The organism is Burkholderia sp. Bp8986 (genome assembly GCF_003854225.1).
Taxonomy (GTDB): Bacteria; Pseudomonadota; Gammaproteobacteria; order Burkholderiales; family Burkholderiaceae; genus Burkholderia.
Genome location: NZ_QTQM01000017.1, coordinates 1 through 26,054 on the forward strand (window position 1 = coordinate 1; position 26,054 = coordinate 26,054).

At 63.2% G+C, this 26,054-nt stretch carries 13 protein-coding genes; all 13 read left to right on the plus strand.

Translation table 11 applies throughout. The annotated features are described in order from the left end of the window. Positions 1–63 precede the first annotated feature (63 nt). The 13 genes from DID99_RS17055 to DID99_RS17115 all read left to right on the plus strand — a co-directional run bounded on the left by DID99_RS17055 (position 64) and on the right by DID99_RS17115 (position 26,022). Positions 64–4,719, plus strand: a complete 4,656-nt coding sequence (locus DID99_RS17055; protein WP_409362702.1) for a glycoside hydrolase family 99-like domain-containing protein — start codon at positions 64–66, stop codon at positions 4,717–4,719. A 105-nt stretch (positions 4,720–4,824) separates the two neighbouring features. Further along, on the plus strand, positions 4,825–6,213 hold the full coding sequence (locus tag DID99_RS17060) for a BNR repeat-containing protein (protein ID WP_185733786.1): 1,389 nt from the start codon (positions 4,825–4,827) through the stop codon (positions 6,211–6,213). 159 nt (positions 6,214–6,372) lie between these two features. After that, entirely contained in the window at positions 6,373–7,542 is a 1,170-nt protein-coding gene (locus DID99_RS17065) for a nucleotide sugar dehydrogenase (RefSeq protein ID WP_044844069.1), read from the plus strand. Continuing rightward, complete coding sequence (locus DID99_RS17070; protein WP_124667194.1) at positions 7,539–8,651, plus strand: glycosyltransferase; 1,113 nt, start codon at positions 7,539–7,541, stop codon at positions 8,649–8,651. Before DID99_RS17065 ends, DID99_RS17070 begins: the two co-directional genes overlap by 4 nt. Next, positions 8,648–9,199, plus strand: a complete 552-nt coding sequence (locus DID99_RS17075; RefSeq protein ID WP_124667195.1) for a hypothetical protein — start codon at positions 8,648–8,650, stop codon at positions 9,197–9,199. The genes DID99_RS17070 and DID99_RS17075 overlap by 4 nt, the downstream gene beginning before the upstream one ends. Continuing rightward, positions 9,112–10,176 carry a polysaccharide deacetylase gene (locus DID99_RS17080; RefSeq protein WP_235879350.1) on the plus strand — a complete coding sequence of 355 codons (1,065 nt, stop codon included), beginning with the start codon at positions 9,112–9,114 and terminating at the stop codon, positions 10,174–10,176. The genes DID99_RS17075 and DID99_RS17080 overlap by 88 nt, the downstream gene beginning before the upstream one ends. After that, positions 10,173–11,513 carry a glycosyltransferase gene (locus tag DID99_RS17085; RefSeq protein ID WP_260444599.1) on the plus strand — a complete coding sequence of 447 codons (1,341 nt, stop codon included), beginning with the start codon at positions 10,173–10,175 and terminating at the stop codon, positions 11,511–11,513. The genes DID99_RS17080 and DID99_RS17085 overlap by 4 nt, the downstream gene beginning before the upstream one ends. After that, positions 11,494–12,579, plus strand: coding sequence for a glycosyltransferase (locus DID99_RS17090; RefSeq protein WP_124667196.1), 1,086 nt, complete (start codon positions 11,494–11,496; stop codon positions 12,577–12,579). Before DID99_RS17085 ends, DID99_RS17090 begins: the two co-directional genes overlap by 20 nt. 15 nt (positions 12,580–12,594) lie before the next feature. Further along, entirely contained in the window at positions 12,595–14,070 is a 1,476-nt protein-coding gene (locus tag DID99_RS17095) for a glycosyltransferase (protein ID WP_044844075.1), read from the plus strand. Positions 14,071–15,175: 1,105 nt separating this feature from the next. After that, positions 15,176–15,961, plus strand: coding sequence for an SDR family oxidoreductase (locus DID99_RS17100; protein ID WP_044844076.1), 786 nt, complete (start codon positions 15,176–15,178; stop codon positions 15,959–15,961). 1 nt (position 15,962) lies between these two features. After that, positions 15,963–17,495 carry an LTA synthase family protein gene (locus DID99_RS17105; protein WP_260444601.1) on the plus strand — a complete coding sequence of 511 codons (1,533 nt, stop codon included), beginning with the start codon at positions 15,963–15,965 and terminating at the stop codon, positions 17,493–17,495. A 2-nt stretch (positions 17,496–17,497) separates the two neighbouring features. Further along, positions 17,498–25,111, plus strand: coding sequence for a type I polyketide synthase (locus DID99_RS17110; protein ID WP_124667198.1), 7,614 nt, complete (start codon positions 17,498–17,500; stop codon positions 25,109–25,111). Continuing rightward, positions 25,108–26,022, plus strand: a complete 915-nt coding sequence (locus DID99_RS17115; RefSeq protein ID WP_124529766.1) for a UDP-3-O-acyl N-acetylglycosamine deacetylase — start codon at positions 25,108–25,110, stop codon at positions 26,020–26,022. Before DID99_RS17110 ends, DID99_RS17115 begins: the two co-directional genes overlap by 4 nt. Positions 26,023–26,054 lie beyond the last annotated feature (32 nt).

A 26,054-nucleotide genomic window follows, 5' to 3' on the forward strand; every position in this document is an offset into this window, starting at 1 on the left:
GGGCTTACGGGTACCGCGACGACGAATACTTCTTCCTCAAGATCCGCGCCGCGTTCCCCGGTAATCCTCGATGAACCAAAAAAATACGGGCTGCCTGCGGACAAGAAAATTGTCCTGTTCTTCGGTACTCCCCGGCCGCACAAGGGGCTGGTCGAGACAGCCGAAGCAATTGCCGCGCTCGGGCGGAATGATGTCCTGTTCGCGATCGTCGGAGACTTCCCGGATCAGTCGCTGAAGGAGACGCTCAAGCAGGTTCGTGGTTGCCAGACGGCATTCATTGCCAACAAGCCATTCGCCGAAATTCCCGCAGTCGTCTCGATGGCTGACGTTTGTGTCTTTCTACACGACGGGGGAATGGTCGCGCAGTTTCAGGTTCCGGCGAAGCTTACCGATGCCGTCGGGATGGGTGTCCCCGTGCTGGCGTGTGACTCGCCGGCAATGGCCGATCTGTTCGAGTATGACGACGTTTCGATGGTTTCGATGGACAAGCTGACGCACGCGCTGGGCGCGGTGTTGAGTGCTGTCGATGGAAACCGGCCGCAGGGCAACCACCGCAGCACGCTGTTTCACGACGTCCTGTCGGTGGGGGTGAACGCTGACGAGCTCCGCAACTGGGTGACGGATCTTCGTTGCTCGAACGACGCTGAAATCGTTCGGCTCTTTGGCCATTTGATCAATCAAGGGCGTGAGCGCGAAACCACCGTCGAAGCGATTCGGCCGGACCGAGGGGCCAATGACGTCGTCACGAAGTCGAACGTTACCCATCGGAGTGATCAGCCGCAGTTCAGGTTGGGAAAGGACGCGTTCATGTTGCGCGGACTGCGTCCGATGGCCCCGATCGCCGTTGTGGCAAACGTGATGAACGACGAAGCATGGGAGCGTGTGAGAAGGATGCTTCCGGCCTTGGGCCAGCGACACGACTTGTTTGTGCTCGGGTTCTCCGATGTCGAGCACGTAAATTTCGGCAACCTGACGGCATCCGTGACAATCGTGGGTGACGGCGATGGTGACGGGAACGCCCAGCATTTTCTGCGACTGGCCGGATCGAACGTATTCGACGACTACCAGGCTGTTCTGTGGCTGACACCCGGCGAGGGCGACGACGAGCTTTCGGATGTCGCGAGCCGGGCGGCCGAATTTACCGCGGATTCAGGCTGGGGCATGCGCGCAAAGCGGTTCGTTTCGCTTTCCAAGGAGGGCGGCAATCATCGCGTGATCGATGGTGTGAAGATTGCACTGTCGCGCATGGGGCTGAGCCTTTCCGACGAGACGATCGCGGTGCCAGTTGGAGCCGAAGTATGGCTCAAACCTTTGCTGCTGAGAGGACTGGCTTCCGCGCTTTGGCCGAGTGAACTGGTTGGCGACAAGAATGCAACCAACGGGTTTCCGGGACGTCCGACCGTTCTGAGCGTATTGTCCGTGCTGGCAAAACTCGGGAATCTGGTTGTCCAATCTGAAGCGGACAGAGGGGCACAGACCGTTCAACCTGCTCGTCCTCGGACGTTGAAGACGATCGCGTTCTATCTTCCGCAGTTTCACCCGATCCCGGAAAACGATTTGTGGTGGGGGAAAGGGTTTACGGAGTGGACTAACGTCACACGCGCTCGACAGTTGTTCAGAGGCCACTATCAGCCGCGAGTGCCGACCGAACTCGGATACTACGATCTGCGTCTCGAAGAGACACAGATCGCGCAGGCTAAACTGGCCAGCGAATTCGGCATTCACGGGTTCTGCTACTACTACTACTGGTTCGATGGCAAGAAGTTGCTGAATCATCCGATTGAGCAGATGGCTCGATCCAAGAACGTCGATACGGGTTTCTGCGTTTGCTGGGCCAACGAAAACTGGTCGCGGAACTGGGATGGCCAGAACCGCCACGTGCTGATGGAGCAGACCTATACGCTCGAGAGCAATGTCGCGTTGATTCGGGAATTGATCCCGATGATGAGGGATCCCCGATGGATTCGTTACAACGGCAAGCCGGTCATGATGGTGTATCGAATTTCGATTATCCCGAACTGGCTGGAAACTGCCGCTGCGTGGCGAGAGGAGTGCCGCAAGGCGGGGCTGGGCGAGATTCACCTGTGCGCCGTTCGATTCGGGCTCGAAACGTTGCAAGGTTCTCCGGAGGATTACCAGCTCGATAGCTATGTGCTGTTTCCGCCTCACGAAGCGGAGCGCGTGGACTTGCGTGACAAGGTGCATGACCTGCACAAGAACTTTGGCGGTCAGATCTTCGATTACTCTGCAGTGGTGGAGGGCGATGTCGCGAAATTTGACGATGGCTATTCGTGGCCGGTGCACCGAGGAACCATGCTGGGCTGGGACAATACTGCTCGCCGCTTGACCGATGCGCGCGTGTTCCACGGAGCGACGCCATATGGCTTCCGTCGCTGGATGAAGAACATCCTCGAGCAGGAGCAGCGTTTCAATCAAGGGAACGAGTCGCTCGTCTTCATCAACGCGTGGAACGAGTGGGCGGAGGGTACGTATCTTGAACCCGACCAGCGTTGGGGGCGCTCCTATCTGAAGGCCTTTGCTTCGGCCACTCAGTCTGTCGCGGGTATCACGCCCCAGGTATTGCCTGCAGGGATCGCTTCTTATCCGAGAGAAACGGATGTACCCGTGCTGTCGGGAAATTCGCTTTCGGATTCGAAGGACGCCATCACGGATGGGAAGCCGCTGCCTTCGATTGTCTGGCATGAAGGGCAGAGGCAACCGAATCCTGATTGGCCGACCGTGATGCTCTGCGCGCACATTTCGGGCCATCATCTGTTCGGCGGCGAGCGGAGTCTCCTGGATGTGCTGTGCGCGTTCGCCGAGCAATCCGTCAATGTCGTGATGACGCTGCCGTCTGGCGGAAACAAGGCTTATATCCGCGAAATATGCGAGCGCAGCCTAGGTGTATATTGCTTCCCCTATCCGCAGTGGAAAAACAACCGGGACAGCAAGGCTTGGTTGACGGTGACGTTTGCAGATATCATCGCGCGTCACGCGGTCGATGTTGTGCATGCGAACACCATCGTGCTGCTTGAGCCGTTGGAGGCTGCGACGCGCATGGGCAGGACGCGGGTCGTTCATTCGCGCGAGCTGATTTCGCTTGACGATCCGTTGCGTGAACAACTTGGACTGACGATCAGCGAAATCATTGGGCGTGTATTCGAACGTTCGGACTGGGTGATTGGAAATAGTCGCGCCACGACTCAGTTGTTTTCGCGTCCGGGGAAGACGCTTTACGTACCCAATGCGGTGACGCTGAGTGATTTCGAACTGGGGAACAAGTTCGGTAACACGATCAAGTTTGGCATCGTCAGTTCGAATATCCCTAAGAAGGGCGTGGAGGATTTCGTCGAGGTGGCGCGACGAGCTGCGGTACTCACACCGCGAGCCCGCTTTGTGGTGGTCGGCCCGGTGAATGCCCAGGTCAAAAAGTGGCAGGAAGAGGTCGAGTCGGGCGCACGTCCTGATAACCTGATCATTGCCGGCTATGCCGAGCATCCGCGCAAGGCGATGTCGGAATTGAACGTGCTTCTCAATCTCTCGCACTTTGCCGAGAGCTTCGGCCGTACGGTCGCCGAGGGCATGGCTGCACGCCGCCCGGTTATTGCCTATGACTGGGGTGCACTGGGCGAACTGGTGCAGCACGGGAAGACAGGCTTTCTTGTGCCTTACCGCGATATCGACGGAGTCGTGGACGCGGTGCTGCGCTTTTGCGAAGACGACACGCTTGTTTCGGAAATGGGGCAGGCTGGTCGATTGTTTGTCGAGCAGCATTTCACGCAAGACAATCTGAAGGCCGCGCTTTCGGACGGCTATGCAAAGATTCTCGATCGGAAAGGTTTGCTCCCGAGTGACAATGCACCTGCCGTTGTCGCGGCACGAGCGATCGGTTATGCACCGCCGACGACCGTGATCGTGCCCGTCTATAACGCAGTCACTGCAGTTCGCGACTGCCTGCGATCGGTGCTGCAACATACCGATCTGACCAGGGATCGGCTGATCGTGATCGACGACGGCAGCCCTGATCCGGGCATCACGCCGATGCTTGAAGAGTTCGAGGGTGTGCCGGGTGTCCTCATCCTCAAGAATGACGTCAATATCGGCTATACCAAGACGATAAATCGTGGGATTCGCGAGGCGGGTGACAATGACGTCGTATTGCTGAACTCGGATACGGTTGTAACGCCGCGCTGGCTCGAAGGGTTGCGGGCTGTCGCCTACAGTCGCGAGAAGGTAGCAACCGTTACCGCAATGAGTGATAACGCAGGCGCGTTTTCATTCCCTAAGTTCAATGAACACTGTCCGCGTCCGTCGCATCTGAGTCATGACGAATATGCGCTCCTTGTGACACAGGCAACACAGGCATGTGTTCCGCCGGAGGTGCCCACCGGTTCGGGATTCTGCATGTACATTCGCCGAGCGCTCATTGACGAATGCGGGTCATTTGACGAAGAGGGTTTCCCTCGAGGCTACGGAGAGGAGAACGACTTCTGCATGCGCGCCTATAAGGCTGGTTGGCGCAACCTGATTTCTCCTTGGTCGTTCGTCTATCACATTCGAACGGCCAGCTTCAAGGGAGAAAAGACTGCGTTAGTCAAGGCGGGCGTGGATGTGGTGACCCGACGATATCCGGAATACGCAGGACTGGTTAAAGCGGCCTTTGCAGGCGCCGAGATGGGGCGCGTACGTGAAGCGGCCGGATCGGTAGTGAACGGCTGAGTCTGCGGCGGCGATCGCCGACGAAACTTGTGGTGAGGCGCGGTCGCCGCTTTAGGTGGGTTCCTGGCGCGGTGAGATTTGGGATGATTTGGAGAGGAGGTGCCCTTGGAAACGAAGAAGGTTGCTGTTCGGTTGCTGGTCTTGCTGAGTGTCACGGCATCTTCAGTATCGTGGGCGGCTGACGCAACGAATGCGAAGTGCGTGGGTATTTCTCCGGATCTGAAGATCGATCGAGTGTGGGGCGCTTCGCGAGTCAAATTCGATGCGCTGGAAGATAAGAAATTTGTTTATGTGTCGTACTACGACGCTGATCGATGGCTGTCGGTTGCACAGATAAACAAGTGTACTGGGGAGGTCGAGAAGACGCGCGTTGGATCGCGCTTTGTCGGATGGGACGCCCACAACTCGATTGTCATTGCGCTCGACAAGTCGAATCGACTTCATGTTTCCGGGAATATGCACGCTTCTCCGCTCGTATATGCACGGATGGACGCTCCGGACAAACTGGCGGGACTGGAAGCAGTTCGACCGATGATCGGATCAGACGAGGCACAAGCGACGTATCCCTATTTCTTCCGGTTCATGGATGGGGCGCTCGGGTTTTCGTACCGCTCCGGACATAGCGGAGACGGCGAGGAATTCATCAACCGGCTCGACAACTCCGGGTGGGTCCGCTGGACAAATCGTCCAATTTTTGCTCCGACTTCCGAGAAGAAACCAGTGAATGCGTACCACACGAATTACGTTCGCGGGCCGGATGGGTTCTTCCATGTTGCGTGGGTCTGGCGGGAAAATTACTTCGTCGAGACGAACTTCAACGTGAATTACGCGAAGAGTCGTGACCTTAAGACGTGGCAAAACAGTGCGGGCGACGTCATTCCTTTGCCGATTACACCAAGGACGGCTGAAGTCGTGGATGAGATCCCGGAAAAAAGCGGTCTGCTGAACAATATCCGGCTGGGGTTCGATGAAGCCGGCCGACCGGTTATTTCTTACTTGAAATTCGATTCCAAAGGAGCGACGCAACTGTTCCATGCTCGTCTTGAAAACGGAATCTGGAAGACGGCGCCAGCAACGCAATGGACCTATCGTTGGGATCCGAGAGGTGGCGGCACCATCAAGGGTGAAATCAATTTCTCGGGCGTCAAGGTGAGTGATGGTCACCTGATCGAGCAGGTGAGTCAGCCGGAAATCGGTGCGAAGACATTTGTCTACGACGACGGATCGATGAAGGTGGCGGAGGCTCTTTCTCCCAGTGTGTGGAGTCCGTCTCCGGCCGTAAAGAAGGTTCAGGCACCTAAAGGCGCAGTACCTAACGTCCAGACGGTGAGATTCGAGAATATGGCGGCTAATGAGTCGAAGGAGGGGCATGTCGTTACGTGGTTCAGTTTGCCTGCGGATAACAGGGACAAGCCGCGCAATTGCGACAACTCGGCTGTTCCGTGTGATTTCACTTCGGATTTGATCTTGCATACGGATCGCAAGTCGCCCTGATGATGGAGCCTTGACCTGCCGCGGGTTTCGCGGCGGTGGGTAGGTGTCGGCCCGTGGCTCTGGATCAGATATTTTTAACTGCTTCACCGTAAGCAGACGATGAAAGTAAGGGTAGATATAAGAGATGAAGATTCCTGTGTTTGCCTGTGAGAAATACGCATGAAAATCGCTATCGCCGGCACAGGCTACGTCGGCCTGTCCAACGCCGTCCTGCTGTCGCAGCACAATGAAGTCGTTGCTCTGGACATCGTCCCCGAGAAGGTGGCGATGCTCAACCGCAAGGAGTCGCCGATCGAGGATGCCGAGATCGAGGACTACCTGCGCCACAAGGATCTGAACTTCCGCGCGACCCTGGACAAGGAAGACGCGTACGCCGGGGCCGACTACGTGGTGATCGCCACGCCGACCGACTACGATCCGGATACGAACTACTTCAACACCCGCTCGATCGAGGTCGTCATCCGCGACGTGATGGCGATCAACCCGCGCGCGGTAATGGTGATCAAATCGACCATTCCGGTCGGCTACACCGAGCGCACGCGTGCGGCACTCGGCACCGACAACCTGATCTTCTCGCCGGAATTCCTTCGCGAAGGCAAGGCGCTGTACGACAACCTGCACCCTTCGCGGATCGTGATCGGCGAGCGTTCGCGGCGAGCCGAGGCGTTCGCCGATCTGCTGAAGCAGGGGGCGATCAAGCAGGACATTCCGACGCTGTTCACCGGCAGCACGGAAGCCGAGGCGATCAAGCTCTTCGCGAATACGTATCTGGCGATGCGCGTGGCGTATTTCAACGAACTGGACACCTACGCCGCGCAGCACGGTCTCGATACGCATCAGATCGTCGACGGCGTCTGTCTCGATCCACGCATCGGCGCGCACTACAACAACCCGAGCTTCGGCTATGGCGGCTACTGTCTGCCGAAGGACACGAAGCAGCTGCTGGCCAACTATCGCGACGTGCCGCAGAACCTGATCCGCGCGATCGTCGAGTCGAACAGCACGCGCAAGGACTTCATCGCCGAAAGCATTCTCAAGCGCAAGCCGAAGGTTGTCGGCATTTACCGTCTCGTGATGAAGGCGGGGTCCGACAATTTCCGCGCGTCGAGCATCCAGGGCGTCATGAAGCGCATCAAGGCCAAGGGCGTCGAGGTCATCGTCTACGAGCCGGCATTGCACGAATCGACGTTCTTCAATTCGTCGGTCGTGCACGATCTGGCCGAATTCAAGCACTCCGCCGACGTGATCGTTGCAAACCGGCTGACCGACGATCTGACCGACGTCGCAGCCAAGGTCTACACGCGCGACCTGTTCGGCGGGGACGCATGATCGACCAGCAGTCCGGTCACGCGGTAGGCGCGGCGAGCGCGTTGCCGCGCATCCTGTTCTTCAACGTGAACGGCTCGGGCATGGGCCACCTGAACCGTTGCCTCGCATACGCGCGTCGCCTGCGGGGCCGCGCTCGCCCGTATTTCTTTTCGCTGGCGTCGGCGATCGAAATCATCGAGGAGATGGGATTCGAAGCGGACTACTTCGTTTCGCATTACTGGTCGTCGAGTTCGACGTTCGGCTGGAACAGTGAACTGGCCGTCCGATTGGGCCTGATGCTGGAGCGGGTACGTCCGGATGCGGTCGTATTCGACGGCACGTGGCCGTTCAAGGGTTTGCTGACGGCCTGCGAAATGTATGGATCGCCCGTCCTCGTGTGGTCCAATCGCGGGTTGCTCAAAGCCGATACCAAGGCGGTGCCGGTGGACGAATCGTTGTTCGATCTCGTGATCCAGCCCGGTGAACTGGGTGCGACCGAAGCACGCGCGTCCCTGACGAACGGCGGCACGCGGCTGACGGTTCCGCCGGTCTGCCTGCTGGAGGACGACGAGTTGCTCGACCGAGGAGCGGCGAGAGATGCGCTTGGCCTGCCGCAGGCGGGCCGCTTCGTCCTCTTTTCGCTCGGCCCGGGCAATCTGAAGGATGTCGCCGGAATCGGGCACGGACTGATCGCCTTCTTCGAGGCGGCCGGTTTCCAGGTGGTCTGGGCGCGTGCGCCCATTTCGGTGCGTGACGTCGAATTGCCGGCCGGCGTGTTGCCGGTCTCGGTCTATCCGTTGGCGCGCTATCTGCGTGCGTTCGATGCATTTGTCGGCGCAGCGGGCTACAACACCTGCTGCGAACTGGTGCAGTCGGGCGTTCCCGCGCTGCTGGTGCCCAACGCACAACTGGTGGACGATCAGGTGCGTCGCGCACTGATGGTCGCCGACGTGATGCCGGCTGTCGTTTCGGCGTGCGAGACTGAACAGGAGCGCAAGACGGCCGTCGACGCGCTGCTGGGCCTGTTGCCCGATGCAGGACCGGCGCAGCGCGTGGTGCCGATGAACGGCGCGTCGCTCGCGGCGGACGAGATCATCGCCAGGATTGCCGACAAGAGGCGAACGCATTGAGCATCATCGACCAAACCCGGACCTTGAGGCGTGAGTTGCGTGCGTTGGCGGCGAAGCCCGACTGGACGTTGCTGACGCGCCACGACCTGCTCGCCGGGAAACCGCCTGCCACGCTGAAGGAGCGCGCGTGGCGCGGTGCCAGGCGCCTGCCGGCCACGTTAGGCGTGATTCCGCCTCACGTGACGAAATATCCGTGGCTGTCGACTCTGAAGCACGCACCGGTTTCGGCCGAAGCGAACACGCTGCTGATCTGGGCGCCGGGTACGGAGCGCGATGCACTGCGCCGTGCGTGCGAAGGATTTTCCGCGCGGCTGAGAGGTAACGATGCGCTGGCGCCGGTACTGGTGACCGACGTGGCCGATTTCGCCTTCTATTCGCGGCTGGGCTGGCTGGTGGAATACCTGCCGGAATTGAGCGGTGAGGACCGTTCCTATCGCGAGAGAAAGCGCGCGTACCTTGCGTGGCGCTATCGCGATGCGCGGATCGTTCCGCCGGCCGCGGCGCAGGCCAACGACGCCGACTGGAAGGCACTGGTGGAAGTGAACTGAACATGATGGATAGAAATCGCTATGCCATGTTGACGGTGGATACCGAGGCGCTGCCCAAGCGCGCCACGGAGGATCACGTCAAACGGCTGATGTGGGGTGTGCACGAAAAGGGGCGGGCGGGGGTCGGTGAAATGGCTTCCATCGGCGACGAGTTCGGCGTCAAGCACGTGTTCTTCGTGGACCAGTGCGGCGCATATGCGTATCTCGACGAGACGAAGGACGTCGTGCGCCGACTGGATGCCGCAGGGCAGGACGTGCAACTGCACACGCATCCCGAATACCTGCCGGACGCGTTCTGGGCCGAGCACGGCCTTGCGCGGCGTCCGCAATACATGAACCAATACACGGACGATGCGCGTGCGGAGTTCGTGATTCGCCACTTCGGCGGGCTGATTTCGGCGGAAACGGGCAAGCCGGTGCTGGCGCACCGTGCAGGTTCGTTCCGCTGGAATGCGTCGACGATCCGGGCGCTGAAGTCCACCGGCGTACAACTGTCGTTCAACAATTCCCTGTGCGCCGTCCATGCCGGGCAGTGCAATTACAGCGAGCCCACGAATCTGCCGTTCCAGTGGTCGAACGGCGTGATCGAGGTGCCGATGACGGAAAAGAAAATCCTGCCGAAGGTCGGCAAGGAAGAATGGTGGGCACGCCTGACTTACCCTGAGTCGCCGTATTTCCGATTCCGTCCGTGGTGGGGCAAGCTGCTGCTCGACGCGTTCAGCGGCAGTCCGACGTTCTCGATCTTCCTGCTCCATTCGTGGTCGCTGCTGTATTGGGACGAAAACGGCCACGCGACCTACCGGGACGACCAGCGCGTCGAAGGCTACCGGAAGCTGCTGTCGCGGCTGACGAAGGACTACGACGTGATCACCACGGCGGAATTCCTGGACCTGCAGGCCCGAGGAAAGATCCGGACCACGCATACGACCGATCTCGCCCATGCCGAACTGAAGGCGGCCGGGGCGGTGAAAGCATGAGCACAATGCTCGATTCGTTGCAGACGGCGTTGACCGAGCCGCTTCTCGCGATGAGCCGTCGACTGACGGCGCATGTGCTCGAGCGCAAGGTGAAGCAGCGTTCGCGCGGCGTGCCGTTCGTCGGTGATCCGGACAGCATGCTGTACGTGGCGGCTAGCGCGTTGCCGTATCACACGAGCGGCTATACGACGCGCACGCACGAAGTCGTTCGCGCCTTGGCCGCTGCGGGCGGTCGCGTGCATCCGCTGACGCGGCCCGGTTATCCCGGCGATCGCGTGGATCGCCTGATGGATGTCGCGGGAAGCGACACGCAGGTCAGCGAGGTCCGGTATCTGCATGCGAGCGCACCGTTGAACAACCGGCCGGTGCTGATGTATGCGTTGCAGGCAGCGCCGGTCATCGCGCGCGTGGCCATGCAGCATCGCGTGTCCGTGATCCACGCGGCGTCGAATCACGTGAACGCGCTGCCGGCCCTGCTGGCGGCGCGGCAACTGGGCATCCCGTTCCAGTACGAGATGCGCGGGTTGTGGGAGTTGACGCGCATCTCGCGCATGCCGGAATACGAAGGGCGCCAGGGGTTCGCGCAGGGGCTGCAACTGGAGGGCCTGGTGGCCCGTCACGCGGACAAGCTGTTCGTGATCTCGGCGCAGCTGGGGCGGTTCGCGCGGGACCGCTGGGGGATTGCCGGCGAGCGGATGCATCTGCTGCCGAATTGCGTGGACCCCGAGCGGTTTACGCCGTCGAAACCCGATGAGATCGACGCGGACACGATCGGCTATGCGGGTTCGCTGATCGGCTATGAAGGGCTCGATACGTTGATCGATGCGGTCGGGCGGTTGATCGGGGAAGGGCGCACGGTGCGGGTCGAGATCGTCGGAGAAGGCGAGGCACGGCCGGCGCTGGAGGCACAGGTCCGACGCCTCGGATTGGCGGAGCAGGTTCGCTTTCTGGGCCGGACGTCGCCCGAGCAGGCGCGCAGGACGCTCGGCCGTTGCGCGCTGGTGTGCATTCCGCGCAAACCGTTCAAGGTTTGCGAGATCGTGCCGCCGATCAAACTCGTGGAGGCGCTCGCGATGGGCAAGCCGGTGATCGTGCCGGATTTGCCGGTGTTTCGCGACGAACTGGGCCCGAGTCCGGCCGGCTGGTTTTTCAAGGCCGGCGATGCGGTCGACCTGGCGCGGGTCATCGATGCGGCGCTGTCCGATCGCGGCACGCTCGCGGCGTTGCGCGGCCAGGCGAGAGAATACGCGGCCACGCAGCGCCGCTGGCGCGAATTTGTCATGAACGCACTGCCAATGTCGCAGGGTGAGGGGTTAAATGGTCGGCAGGGTCATTAGAAAACTGGGTTCGTTGGTCTACGACTACCCGACGGTTGCGGAGGACGTGGAGCAGGCCGGGCGCTTCGGGCGCCTGAAGATCGCGCTCGTCACGGATTACTTCACGGCGGATTGCCTGTCGGCGGAATGCCGCGTGCGCACCATGACGCCTGCCAACTACGCGGACGTGATCGGCAACTGGAAGCCCGATCTCGTGTTCGTGGAATCGGCGTTTCATGGCGTGGACGGAAGCTGGCGCTACGAGCTGGCGCGACAGTCGCCGCCGATGCGCCTGGGTAAGCCGACGGCGATCTTTCGCCTGGTCGACTTCGCCAGGCGCGCGGGTGTGCCGACCGTATTCTGGAACAAGGACGACGGCGCGTTCTTCGACACGTTCATCGACGTGGCGAAGGTATTCGACTACGTGTTCACGACCGACGAGGAGTGTCTCGATCGGTATCGGCAGCAGGTGCCCGCGCATGTGCCGGTGAATACGCTCGTGATGCCGTATCAGCCGGCGGCACACAACTTCTCGGGCTTCAATTTCGTGCGCAACGAGGCGTGCTTCACGGGCAGCTATTACCGGCGCATCCTGAACGAACGCCGCCGCTTTCTCGACATGGTGTTCGACACCTGCGAGCAGAGCGATCTGCCGCTCAACGTATTCGACCGCAATCACGATCGCCTGTCGCGCTTCTTCGAGTTTCGCTATCCGAAGAAGAGCGGGCTGCGCGTGCATGGCAAGGTGCCGCATCGGGAAACGGCGCATGTGTACAAATCCCATGCGATCTCGATCAACGTGAATTCCGTGACGGGCTCCGAGACGATGTTCTCGCGGCGCCTGGTCGAAATCCTCGCGTGCGGCGGCATCGCCGTGACCAACGCGAGCCGCTCGGTCGACCGGTACTTCCGCGGGTTCTGCCACGTGATCGATACGCCTGACGAGGCGCGGGAGTTGTTTTCGCGGCTTCGGCACGGTCCGTCGCAGGACGATCTGGACCGGGCCGAGGCAGGCGCACGCTACGTACGACAAAACCATACGTGGGCGCACCGGCTGGAGGAAATCTTCGCCGTCGTGAAGATCTGAGGAGAAGCGGTCACGATGCTCGCGCTGCTCTCCTATGCTGCCCAGCTGGTGTTTCTGCTGGTGGTGCTCTACTTTGCGCTGTACGTGCTGCTCGAACTGCGCGTGCTGCTGATTTCGCGCAAGGTCGAACGGCGCAAGCTGACCGACCTGGCGCAGCCCGTCCGGATTTCCGAAAACGGGTTTCATCCTCGGGTCAGTGTGCTGCTGCCGATCTGCAACGAGTCCGAGGTGGTCGAGCGGCTGATCGACGCGGCCTGCCGGCTGACCTATCCGCCGAACGAGATCGAGATCCTGGTGCTCGACGACTCGTCGGATGCGACGACGAAACTGGCACGGGCCAAAGTCGATCGCTACGCCGCCGACGGAATCAACATCCGGCTCGTCAAGCGCCAGTCGCGAACGGGCTACAAGGCCGGCAATCTGGTCAACGGCATCCAGCAGTCGTGCGGCGAGTTCTTTGCGATCTTCGATGCGGACTTCGTGCCGCCGGCGGATTTCCTGCTGAAGACCATTCCGTGCTTCACCGATCCGAAGCTCGGTTTCCTTCAGACCGGTATCGGCTACGAGAATCGCGACGCGTCGTTTTTGACGCGCTTCCAGGCCATGGAAATGGGTCACCAGCAGTACGTGACGGTAGGGCTGAGCGAGGACGGCGACATGGCTTCGCTGAGCGGCAGCTCGTGTGTGTGGCGCAAGGAGTGCGTCGATGCACTGGGCGGCTGGAATGCGTCGACGGTCACCGAAGACGTGGACCTCGGCTATCGCGCGCAGTTCGGTGAATGGAAATACGCGTATCTGCGAGAGGTCGTTTCCATGTCGGTGCTGCCGGAGACCATCAGCGCGTTTCGCATTCAACGGGAACGCTGGGGGCGCGGCCTGATCCACAGCGGGTTCAAGCATGTCGGGCAAATGTTGTCGCAAAGCATGCCGCTGATGAAGCGGATGCACGCGATCTCGGTGATGTTCTCGTCCGTGCTGCTGGCTTCGATCTATGTGCTGATCCTGCTCAGCCTGCCGTTGACCTGCCTGGTGCATTTCGACGGCGAAGGTATTCATCTCGGCGCATTCGTCTTTTTTGTACTGGTGGCAATCTGGGCGCTTGCGAATGCGTTCGGTTCACGCAAGGGTGCGAGATTCGACGACAAACCGAGTGTTCTGAAAACCGTATGGGATACCTACCTTTATATCGCGATGTTCTTGCCGATGGCCTGGTATTACTTTGCGGGGGGCGTGCGCGCCGTTTTCGGCGTGTATAGCGGTTTTCATCGCACACCAAAAGGAAAGGAAGCCTATCGTTCCACGATGCCGCGTATCAATGCAGTCCTGCTGGCCGGAGAAATCGCCACGTTTTCCTATTCGCTCGTGACGATTTTGCTGGCGATTCAGAAGAAGAACTACGTTCTGATTCCGCTCAACGTAACGGTTTGCGTCGGCTTCGGGATGGTTCTCTATTGGTCGTGGCGAGAGCGCCGTGCCCGTGAGCAATCGTGATTTCAAGGTGCGCGCAGTCGAATCGGTCCAATTGACGGGCGAGAATTGCCGATTCGTTAAGGGTACCTTCCTTTCTTCCATGTGGCCTTCGTAAAGAAATTGTCAGCATCGAAAGCAACCCCAATGTTTGCGCGACGAGGGAACGCGCAATAACAATCGATACCGTAAGACGAGTTCCGCAGACCGCTGATGCACTGACCGGCCGCTCGATCCGCCGAGGGCGGCCCATACATTTTTACCGAGGGCGTGGCCGTCCGGTTGCGCTCGCTTCGCCGGTCTGGCGCCGGTCGAAGACGCTGCCTGACGATCTCCATACATAGTTCAGCGAACCAAGCGAGTCGAAGGATCATCAAGATTTGCAAAGAACATTCGAGGAATTCTATCCGACCCAATTGGACGGAGCAGAATGCCACCAGACAGCCTTTCGTCGAACTCGCCAGGTCGGAGGGTATGTCTGACAAATAGCCGGAAGAACTTTAAGAATTGCTTGCGGGATGCCCGCATGCTGTCCGCCGCGCGGTGCCGCGCGCATCGGTTATCTGCGCGATTAAAGCATCCTGAGGATCGGTCGCGACCGGACGGTCAGGAGAGCGGTTCGGCATTTTTTTCCGATATTTGTACTTCGGGAACCGGTGTGCGGCCGGTACTTGAGGATTGCAGGCAGCGCGAGTTTCTACCTTTGCATGGAGCAGGACCGCCGGCGCATGTCTGATGTAAGCGGTTGTAACACGTAAGGTTTTACTCGAATATTAATATTGATGTATGATCGCGTCGGCGCGTTGTAAGCTTGTGGCCAACTGCCTTTCGCGCCGCGCAAATTTCCATGTGGTTGCATTCGCTGCATGGTCCGCACATTTTTTCGCAACCCTGATTCGGGCGGTCGCACGTCGTCACGTCGATGTGCGATATCAGTGCGTGGCATGTTGCTGGCGTAGTCAAATCATACGAAATAATCAAACGCAATAAATCGACAATGTTGTCCGCTGCTTGGTCGAAATATCAGGCAGCGCTTGGCGCTTGGAGATCGATAACCAGACGGCCGCTGAAAAACAATGTTCGTTTAAAACGATGGAAAAACAGCAATATTCGCAACCGGGGAGGGCGGGTGAGCGCAAACGGGCCACGAGCAATCGTGATAACCGGCAGTAGTGCCGGGCTTGGGCGCGCGCTGGCATTGAGTTATGCCGCGCCCGATATCACGCTGGGGTTGATTGGCAGAAATTCGGCACGGCTGGAATCCGTCGCCGCAGAATGCCGCGCGCGCGGCGCCCGCGTCGTGATCGGCTGCATGGACGTGCGCGATTCGGCCGCCGTCCAGGACTGGATGATCGATTTCGATACGCGATACCCGATCGAATTGATGATTGCGAATGCAGGCGTCGCCAGCACGCTGCAGTCCGCCGACGACTGGGAGCACATGGCGCGTACCGCCGACGTCGTCGATACCAACCTGTACGGCGCACTCCATGCGGTGCTGCCGGCCATCGACCGGATGCGCATGCGCGGGCGCGGACAGATCGCGGTCGTCAGCTCGCTCGCCGCATTGCGGGGCATGGCCATCTCGCCTGCCTATTGCGCGAGCAAGGCGGCGCTGGTCGCCTACTGCGATTCCGTGCGCCCGATCCTCGCACGCGAGGGCATCGGCCTGTCGGTCGTGATGCCGGGTTTTGTCCGCACGGCAATGAGCGACGTCTTCCCGGGCAGCAAGCCATTCATGTGGAGTGCGGACAAGGCCGCCGGATACATCAAGAAGCGCCTCGCGCGACGCCGCGTGGAAATCGCCTTTCCGTTCAGTCTTGCCTTCGGCATCAAGTTGCTGCGCCTGCTGCCGGCGACGCTGGCGGATGCCATTCTCGGTCGTCTGTCCTACCTCCCGCGCGGGAAGGCGTGACGTGCTGCCCGGATTCGCGTTCGCGGCTGCCGCAGCCGCACTCTCATTTCTCGTAGAGGCCATCGCGTATCCGCGCGCGTCGCTCGTCCGTTCGCCGGCGGCGATCGCACTGCATGTCTGCGCGTTCGCGATCGTGGCGGGCGCGACTTTCGCCGTGACGGCACGGCCGCTTTTCTCGGCATCCGTCGCCCTCGTGCTGATCGGCTTGCTGGCGGTCATCAGCAACGCAAAATACGAATCCCTGCGCGAGCCCTTCGTCTTTACGGACCTGAGCCTGTTCAGCCAGGTATTCGCACATCCGCGTCTCTATCTGCCGTTTCTGAGTGCCGGCAAGGTGCTCGGCATCGCTGCCGCCGTTGCGGTCGCGACGGCCGGGTTTCTGCTCGAACAATCGGCCGGCTCGACGGCGCGTAGCGCCGCCGCACTGATCGCGGCCGCTTGCGTGCCGGTTTGCGTCGCGCTGTCGCGTCGCATGCCGCTGACGCTCGACCCGATGGCGGACCAGCGCCGCACGGGGTTCTTCGCGACATTCGTCGCTTACCTCGTCAACGGGCTGCGGCCCGCGGAACGCAATGCGTTCTTTCGCGCGGTCGATGCCGGGCCATTCTCCGGCGGCCGTCCGGACAGCACGCCGGACGTGATCGTCGTCCAGAGCGAATCCTATTTCGACGCGCGCCGTCTCGGCGCAAGCGTGCTGTCGGAGCCTTACGCGAATCTCGATCGCGCCCGCAGCGAAGCATTCATGCAGGGTAGCCTGGACGTTCCCGCCTGGGGCGCCAATACGATGCGCAGCGAATTCGCGATGCTGACGGGTTTGCCGTCGGCGGCGCTCGGCTATTCGCGCTTTTATCCGTACATGTACGTGCGCCGCGCGTGCGCGTCGCTGGCGGGCTGGTTCAAGCAAGGCGGATATCGCACGCTCGCGATTCATCCGTATCACGCCGACTTCTTCGGGCGCGACCGGGCATTCCGGTTCATGCATTTCGACCGCTTTCTGGACATTCGGGATTTCGGCGATGCGACGCGAATCGGGCCGTATATCGGCGACGGTCCGGTGGCCGATGCGATCATCGCGGCCCTCCAGGCGCACGGCGACAGGCCGGTATTCGCATTTGCGATCACGATGGAAAACCATGGCCCGCTGCATCTGGAATCGGTCGGGCCGGGTGAGTCCGAATCGCGGCATACGCTCGGCGACGACGCGCGCTGGCGCGACCTGACCGCCTATCTTCGACATGTCGAGAATGCCGACGGCATGATCGGCAAGCTGACTGATTATCTCCGCATGCGGGAACGACCGACCGTGCTGTGCTTTTACGGCGATCACGTTCCTGCTTTGACTTCGGTGTTCGACGCGCTCGGAACCGAACCGACCAATAGCGACTACTTTATTTGGCGCAACTTCGCGAACGATTTCGGCGAGCAACGAAACGTTCGCGTCGAGAGTCTCGGTGCCGCGATACAGCGCGCGATGGTGCACGTCGATTGCACGCGCGCCGCTTCGCCGACCGGGATGCTGCAGACGCCGGCGTGATGATGGAAAAACGAATTGCAATTATTGGGATAGCGTGCCGCTTTCCCGGTGGGGTCGAGGGACCGGACGACTTCTGGCAACTGCTGTGTGACGAACGCGATGCCGTGACCGCCATCCCACCGGACCGTTTCGGTACGGCGTTCTACCAGCACCCGTCGAAGCGCGAGCCGGGAAAGAGCTACACGTTCGCCGCCGGCGTCGTCGATGACGTCGCGGGCTTCGACGCCGAATTCTTCGGCATCTCGCCGCGCGAGGCCGCGCAAATGGATCCGCAGCAGCGGCTGCTGCTCGAACTCGCGTGGGAGGCGTTCGAGGACGCCGGCGTGCGTCCGGCTGCGATGCGCGGCCGCGACTGCGGCGTGTTCGTCGGTGTGGCGGGCATGGATTACGGCAACCGCAATATGGACGACATGAACACGATCGATCCGTATTCGGCAACCGGCAACACGCTCAGCATTGCGTCGAACCGCGTGTCCTACCTGTTCGACCTGCGCGGCCCGAGCATGTCGGTCGACACCGCATGCTCATCTTCGCTCGTCGCGCTCCATCAGGCGGTCCGGGCGCTGCAGTCGGGCGAGACCGCGATGGCGCTGGCCGGCGGCGTGAACCTGCTGCTGCACCCGTTCGGATTCGTCAGTTTCTCGAAGGCGTCGATGCTGTCGCCGCGCGGCCGCTGCCGTGCGTTCGACGCGACCGGCGACGGCTACGTGCGTGCCGAGGGCGGTGCGTTCGTGCTGCTCAAGCCGCTCGATCAGGCGCTGGCCGACGGCGATACGATCCACGCGGTCATCGCCGGATCGGGCGTGAATTCGGATGGCCATTCGCATGGCGGCATCAACGTGCCGGCCGCGGCGACGCAGGCGGACCTGCTGCGCGCCGTGTATCGGCGCGCTGGCATCGATCCGCGCACGCTCGCGTATCTCGAGGCACACGGAACGGGCACGGCGGTCGGCGATCCGATCGAGGCGCGTGCGTTGATCGATGCGGTGTCGGGCGGCCGGCCCGAATCCGATCCGCTGCTGATCGGTTCGGTCAAGACCAATATCGGGCACCTCGAAACGGCATCGGGAATGGCGGGCCTGCTGAAGGCGGTGCTGTGCCTGAAGCATCGTGCGGTGCCGCGCTCGCTGCATTTCGAAACGCCGAATCCCGGCATCGATTTCGATGGCGGCCGCTTGCGCGTGGTCGATCGATTCACGCCGCTCGAGCGCGGCGAAGCACCGCTGACGATCGGCATCAACTCGTTCGGCTTTGGCGGCACGAATGCGCACGTCGTCATCACCGAAGCAGCGGCACCCGCGCCCACCGCACAGTCGGCGGCAAGGATCGATGCACCGTTGCCGCCGCTCGTCCTCACCGCACGTTCACCGGCTGCGCTGGCGGCCGTCGCTGCGCGCTATCTCGCACGTCTGCAGTCGGGTGCCGACTGGGCCGCACTCGCGGCTGCCGCCGCACGGCGTCGCCAGTGGCTCGAGCATCGCGCGGTCATCGCGCCGGCAGATCGGGCCGAAGGGCTGGCCGCGCTCGCCGCACTTGCCGAGCCGTCGGCGCGCGGGCTGCCGGCGTGCGCGGTGCAGGGGCAGGCCGTCGAAGGCGACGCGCCGGTCGCGTTCGTCTATGCGGGCAACGGCAGTCAATGGGCCGGGATGGGCAAGCGGCTCTATGGCGAGGACGCCGTGTTTCGCGCGGCACTCGACGAAGTTGATGCGCTCTGGCGTGCAGACGGCAACGCGTCGCTCGTCGAAGTCATGTGCGAAGGTGTCGACGTCGCATGGCTTGCCGCGACCGAGAACGCGCAGCCGCTGTTGTTCGCGATGCAGGTCGGCATCACGCGTGTGCTGACCGCGCGGGGCATCCACTTCGACGCGGCAGTCGGCCACAGTGTCGGCGAGATCGCCGCGGCCTGGGCGTCGGGCGCACTCACGCTCGCTGAAGCCGTGCGCGTGATCCGGATCCGCAGCGGGGCACAGGGTCTCACGCGTGGCGCAGGCAGGATGGCGGCGGCCGGCGTCGGCGAAGCCGCGGCGCGCGACTGGATCGCGCGTCTCGATCTCGCCGCAGCGATCGAAATCGCGGGTGCCAACAGCCCCGACTCGGTCACGCTCGCGGGTTCGCAAGCGGCGCTCGACGCGCTCGGCGCGGCGCTTGCGGACGCGGGCCATTTCTACCAGATGCTCGACCTTGATTACGCGTTCCACAGCAGCCGCATGGACGCGATCGAGCCGGTCGTGCGCGACGGGCTGGCCGATCTCGCGCCGCGCGAGACGCATACGCGATTCGTGTCGACGGTGACCGGCGACACGCTGCCGGGCACCGCGCTCGACGCGGGCTACTGGTGGCGCAACATTCGCGAGCCGGTGCGTTTCGGCGACGCAATTTCCCGCCTGGCCGACGATCGCGTGCGCGTGTTCGTCGAGATCGCGCCGCACTCGATCCTGCGCACCTACGTGAAGCAGACGCTTGCGGCGCGCGTTGCGCCTGGCGTCGTCGTGCCGACGCTCAAGCGCCAGCACGATAGCGCGGAGATGCTCGCCCATTCGATCCTGTCGGCGGTTGCGCAAGGCGCGCGCGTCGATCTCGACCGCTTCGTGCCCGACGCGCCGCACGCCGCTCTGCCGACCTATCCGTGGCAGCGTGAGCGTTACTGGCTGGTGCCGAGCGTCGAGGGTTACGGGCTCGTGAACCGCCGCGTCGATCATCCGCTGCTCGGCTATCGCCTGCACGAGCATGCGTTCGCCTGGGAGAACCAGCTCGATCCACAGCGCGTGGCGATGCTCGCCGATCACGTCGTCGACGGTGGCGTCGCGTTCCCCGGTGCCGGTTATGTCGAAATGGCGCTCGCGGCGGCGCGCACGTTCTTCGGGACGCCGGATGTGGCCATCGAGAACGTCGAGATCCGCATGCCGGTCGTGTTCCAGCCGCAGCACGCGAAGTTGTTCCGGTTCGCGATCGACGTGCGCACCGCGTCGTTTACGATCGAGACGCGCGACCGGATGACGGACGGCCCGTGGAACCTGAACGTGACGGGGCGCCTGCTCGAAAGCGGCAATACGCTCGATGCGGACAGCATGCCGGAGGCGTCCGTGATCGCCCGGCTGCAATCGCGTCCGGCGCTATCCGGCGACGCGCTGTATGCGGGCACGGCGGCGATCGGCCTCAGCTACGGCCCAGCGTTCCGCTGGGTGCGGTCGCTGTGCGTGTCGGGCGACGAGGCGCTTGCCGAGCTTGAGGTGCCGACGGCCCTGGCCGACGCGTGTGCGCGGTCGGACTATCTGCTGCATCCCGCGCTGATGGACAGCGGTTTCCATCCGCTGTTCGCGGTGCTGGGGCAGGCCGGCGCCGCACCGGACGATGCGCATGCGGCATTTGTTCCGGTCCAGATCGGCCGCGTCGATTTCCTGAGCGGCGAATCGATTCGTCGCGCGCTGGCGCGCATTCACCGCCGCAGCCCGCATTCGATCGTCGCATCGTTCGAATTCATCGATGCCGACGGCAGGATCGTCGCGCGCCTTGCCGCGTGCCGCTTCCGTCGCGTCGATCTGGCCGGGCGCCGTCACGGCGCGCCGGCGCGCTTTGCCTACGTGCTCGAGGCGCGGCCGCTGCCGGGCGGTTACACGGCCGCGGCACTGCCACAGCCGGGTATGCTCGTCGAGCGTGCGAACGCGCATGTCGCGGCGCGCGAAGACCACGCGCGCCGCACGCAGCATCTGACCGAAATGCTGCCGCTGCTCGACGTGCTCGCCGGTCTGCATGCGCTCGACGCACTGGATGCGCTTGGCGTCTTCGCCCAGCCGGCGCTGCCGATGGGCACGCACCCGCAACAGGTCGCGCGACTGACGGAGATCGTCGTCGAGGACGGGCTGGCCCGTTTCGACGGCGATCGTCTGGTTCGCGATGACGAAGCCTGCGCGGCGATGCCCGCGCGCGACGCGCTGTGGCGCGACGTGCTGGCGGCATCGCCGGCACATGTCGCCGAACTGACGTTGCTGGCGCACGTCGGCGCGGCGTTGCCGCGCGTGCTGAGCGACGCGTCGTCCGAGGGCGCGCTGCTGTCGTCGACCGGGCGCAGTCTGGTCGAGCAGTTCTTCGATGCCTCGCCGACCTGGGCGCATGCGCGTGCGCTGCTCGCCGCCTGCGTGACGCAGGCGATCGCAGCGTGGCCGGATGCACGGCGCTTGCGTGTGCTGGAGATCGGTGCCGCGAGCGGCGACGTGCTGCAACCGCTCGACGTTGACGTGCCGGCCGGTCGCTGCGAATACCTGCTGGCAGGTACGCAGCAGCAGCTCGCCGGGTTCGATGCAGAAGCGCACGCGCAGGTACGAACGCTGGCGTTTGCGACCGACGCGCCGTTGTTCGCGCAATGTTGCGATACGACGCCGTTCGACGTCGTGATCGTCAACCGGATGCTGGGCGATCACCCGGATCCGCTCGCCGCGCTGACGGCGATCACCGAACGGCTCGCACCGGGCGGGCTCGTCGTCGTCGCCGAGGCGCGACGCAGCCGGTTCTCCGACATCGTGTTCGGCACGGCCGGTGGCGAAGTTGCCGCCGGTACTTACGGCGCGCTGGCGCCCGCCGCGATCGAGTCGATGTGCGAACGCGCCGGACTGGTCGACGTGGTGCGCGATACCGAACAAGGCCTCGATCTCGAGGGCATGCCGACGTTCGTCGTCGCGCGCAAGCCGGTTGCCGACCAGCAAACGGCCGGTGCATCGCGGGACGAGGATCGTATGCGGTGCATGGCGGAGCGTGATGGCGCGCACTGGCTGATCGTTCAGGAGAATGACGATGCGTTCGGCATCGCCCTGGCGGGCGAACTCGAGCGACTGGGTTGCCGCGTCGAGTCGACAGGAGTGCGCGACGCCGCTGGATGGTCGGCGCGTCAGCCGGCCGAGCATCCGGCGCATGTCGTGTTCGTGGCGCCGCTTGCATCGCTCGACACGGCCGACGGTGCGGCCGTGATGCGCGCGCAGCACGGCGGCGCACTCGCGCTGGTGTCGCTCGTGCGCGATCTCGAGGCAGCCGGCGCGACGGCGCGCGGTCGGCTGTGCGTCGTGACGCGCGGCGGTGCGTTGTTTGCTGCCGGTACGTCGTCACATCCCGAACATGGAACGTTATGGGGCCTCGGCCGCGTGATGGCGAACGAGTATCCGACGCAGCCGATCCGTTTGATTGACGTCGATCAGGCCGTCGAACGACCGGCGCTGCAGCTTGCGATGGTACTGCTCGGCGACGATGGCGAAGAGGAAGTGCTGCTGGCGCCGCAGGGCCGCTACGTGCCGCGCATGCTGCCGGCTGCACAGGCGGCCGAGCGCGACAACGCGCTGCCACCTGCATCGGACCACCCGGGAGCACGGCTCGCATTCGACATGCCGGGTTCGTTGCGCAACCTCGAATGGTTCGCGATGCCAGCACACGATCTCGCCGCCGGCGAGGTCGAGATCGAGCCGATGGCGACCGGGCTCAATTTCCGCGACGTGATGTATGCGATGGGGCTGCTGTCCGACGAGGCCGTCGAGACGGGCTTCGCGGGAGCGACGATCGGCATGGAAATGTCGGGGCGCGTCGCCCGGGTCGGCCCGGACGTCGACGGTTTTGCGCCGGGCGATGCGGTGCTGGGTTTCGCGCCGGCATCGTTTGCGACGCGCGTGGTCACGCGGGCAACCGCGATTGCACGCAAACCCGACACGATGTCGTTCGAGGAGGCCGCCACGGTCCCGACGACATTCTTCACCGCGTACTACGCATTGTGCGAACTGGCGCGGCTGCGACGCGGCGAGCGCGTGCTCGTGCACGGCGGTGCGGGCGGGGTTGGTATCGCGGCGATCCAGATCGCGCGGCATCTCGGCGCCGAAGTCTTCGCGACCGCCGGCAGCGACGAGAAGCGCGAGTTCATTCGCCTGCTCGGCGTCGACCGCGTGTTCGATTCGCGCAGCCTCGCGTTCGCCGACGAGATCCTCGCGCGCACGCACGGCGAAGGTGTCGACATCGTGCTCAATTCGCTCGCCGGCGAAGCGATGGTGCGCAGCATCGATACGCTGCGTCCATTCGGCCGTTTCCTCGAACTTGGCAAGCGCGACTTCTACGAGAACAGCCAGATCGGCCTGCGGCCGTTCCGCAACAACATCAGCTATTTCGGCATCGACGCCGATCAGCTGATGGGCGTGCTGCCGTCGCTGACGACGCGACTGTTCGAGGAAGTGATGGACCTGTTCTCGGGCGGCGTGCTGCATCCGCTGCCGTACCGCGCGTTCCCGGCCGCGCGTGCGGAGGAAGCGTTCCGCTACATGCAGCAGGCGCGCCAGATCGGCAAGGTGCTGGTCACCTATCCGTCGGGCACGCCGGTACCGACGCGCGGCGTCGCGGTGCCGACCCTGCGGCTCGACCCGCAGGCGGCGTACCTGATCGTCGGGGGCACCGGCGGGCTGGGTTTCGCGACCGCGCGCTGGATGATCGAGCGCGGCGCACGGCACCTGACACTCGCGAGTCGCGGTGGCGCACTGGGCGCCGCGATGCAGGCGGAGGCCGATCGCTGGCGCGACGCGCTCGGCGCGCACGTGTCGGTCGCACGATGCGACGTGACCGACAGCGCAGCGCTGGAAAGCCTCATCGACGAGATCGAGCGTCGCGGGACGCCGCTCAAGGGTGTGCTGCATTCGGCGATGCGGATCGACGACGGTCTGCTGCGCAACGTCGATGACGCGCGCTTTGCGGCCGTGCTCGAACCGAAGGTGGCCGGTGCATGGAACCTGCATCGCGCGACGCGGCGATGCGCGCTCGATTTCTTCGTCGTGTACTCATCAGCGACGACCTATCTCGGCAATCCGGGGCAGGGTGCATATGTGGCCGCCAACGGCTTCCTCGAGGCGCTGGTCGCACATCGTCGCGCGGCGGGGCTGCCGGCGATGTTCATGGCATGGGGGCCGATCGAGGACGTCGGTTTCCTCGCGCGCAACGCCGACACGCGCGAGGCGTTGCAGTCGCGGATCGGCGGTGCGTCGATCACGTCGGACGAGGCGATGGCCGCACTCGAACGCGCGCTTGTGCAAGGGAGCGCCGGCGAAGCGGTCGTGCGTCTCGACTGGGGCGCCATCTCGCGCGGCATGCCGGCCGCACACGCGCACCGTTACGCGGCATTGCAAACGGGTGGGGCGGCCGAGGCGTCGAGCGAGGATCGCGTGTTGCTGGAGCAATTGCGAACGTTGTCGGCGGCCGAGGCCGTCGCGCTCGTCGAGACGGCGCTCCGCGGCCAGATCGCGCGGATTCTGCACATGTCGCCGGAGCGCGTCGATGCCGGCCGGTCGGTGCTGGATCTCGGAATGGACTCGCTGATGGGCATGGAGCTCGGCATGGCCGTCGAGGAGACCTTCGGTGTCAAGCTGTCGATCATGGCGATCGCGGAAGGCGCGACGGTGCATACGCTGGCCGAGCGCATCGTCGAGTTGCTCGATACGCAGGGCGGCAACGAGAACGTCGCGGCAGCGGACGAGCTGGCCGATGCGCTGGTCGCGAGGCATGGGCTGGGCGACGAGGCGCGCGCGACACTCGCACGCAATCAGGATCACGAAAACCAGAGGGCAGCAACATGCAAATCGACGCCGGTGCATGCCGGGTGAAAGCGCCGCAAGGATGGCGGGCCAGCGAAGGGACGGTCGCCCGCCCGGTGACGATGACCGGACATGGCCTGCACACCGGGCGCCGGGTCCAGGTGCGGATACTGCCCGCAGCCCCGTCGGCCGAACGGCACGGGATCGTATTTCGCCGCATGCGCGGCGAGCATGAACTGGGGAGGCTTGCCGCCGGCCCGGCGGTGCGTCGTGCACAACCGCTCTGCACGATGCTGCGAGCGGACGACGGCATGGGCGTGCGTACGGTCGAGCACCTACTCGCGTCGCTGCTGACCTGTGAGATCGATCACGCGATCGTCGAACTCGATGCGGAAGAAGTGCCGATTCTCGACGGTAGCGCACGGCCCTGGATCAACGCGATCGCCGCCGGCGGCCGAGCCGAGTTGCAGCGTTCGAAGCGCTTCCTCCGGGTGCTGAAACCGGTGAGCGTGGCCGACGGCGAAGGTGCGTCGCGGCGCGAATTGCGCGTCGCGCCCGCCGAGCGCTACGAATTCAGCGTGCGCGACGATCTCAAGGGGTTCGGCGATATGCAGTGGGACGGCGAGCTCACGCCGGGGACGTTTGCCAGCGAGATTTCGTCGTCGCGTTCGTACGGACGGATCAAGTGGGCCGTGCCGGCAATCGCGGTCGGTTACCTGACGGGCACGCCGATCCTGCGTGGCGCACGACCGTCGTGCACGGCGTCGATCATCGGCAATCACGTGATCGGCGGGCTGCGTGCGCCCGACGAATTCGTGCGTCATCGCGTGCTCGATCTCGTCGGCGACCTTGCGCTCGCGGGTTCGCCGCTGCTCGGGCGTGTCATCGCACATCGCCCCACCCACGAAATGAACTACAGACTCCTCAGCGCGCTGCTAGGTACGCCCGACGCGTACGAATGGGTCGACGTGTCCGCGTAATGCGGACGCAACGCACGGATTGCCCGGAACCA

Coding starts and splice junctions, on each gene's coding strand:
- DID99_RS17065 (WP_044844069.1), top strand. CDS start 6,373: ATGAAAATCGCTATCGCCGGCACAGGCTACGTCGGCCTGTCCAACGCC.
- DID99_RS17070 (WP_124667194.1), top strand. CDS start 7,539: ATGATCGACCAGCAGTCCGGTCACGCGGTAGGCGCGGCGAGCGCGTTG.
- DID99_RS17085 (WP_260444599.1), top strand. CDS start 10,173: ATGAGCACAATGCTCGATTCGTTGCAGACGGCGTTGACCGAGCCGCTT.
- DID99_RS17090 (WP_124667196.1), top strand. CDS start 11,494: ATGGTCGGCAGGGTCATTAGAAAACTGGGTTCGTTGGTCTACGACTAC.
- DID99_RS17095 (WP_044844075.1), top strand. CDS start 12,595: ATGCTCGCGCTGCTCTCCTATGCTGCCCAGCTGGTGTTTCTGCTGGTG.
- DID99_RS17110 (WP_124667198.1), top strand. CDS start 17,498: ATGGAAAAACGAATTGCAATTATTGGGATAGCGTGCCGCTTTCCCGGT.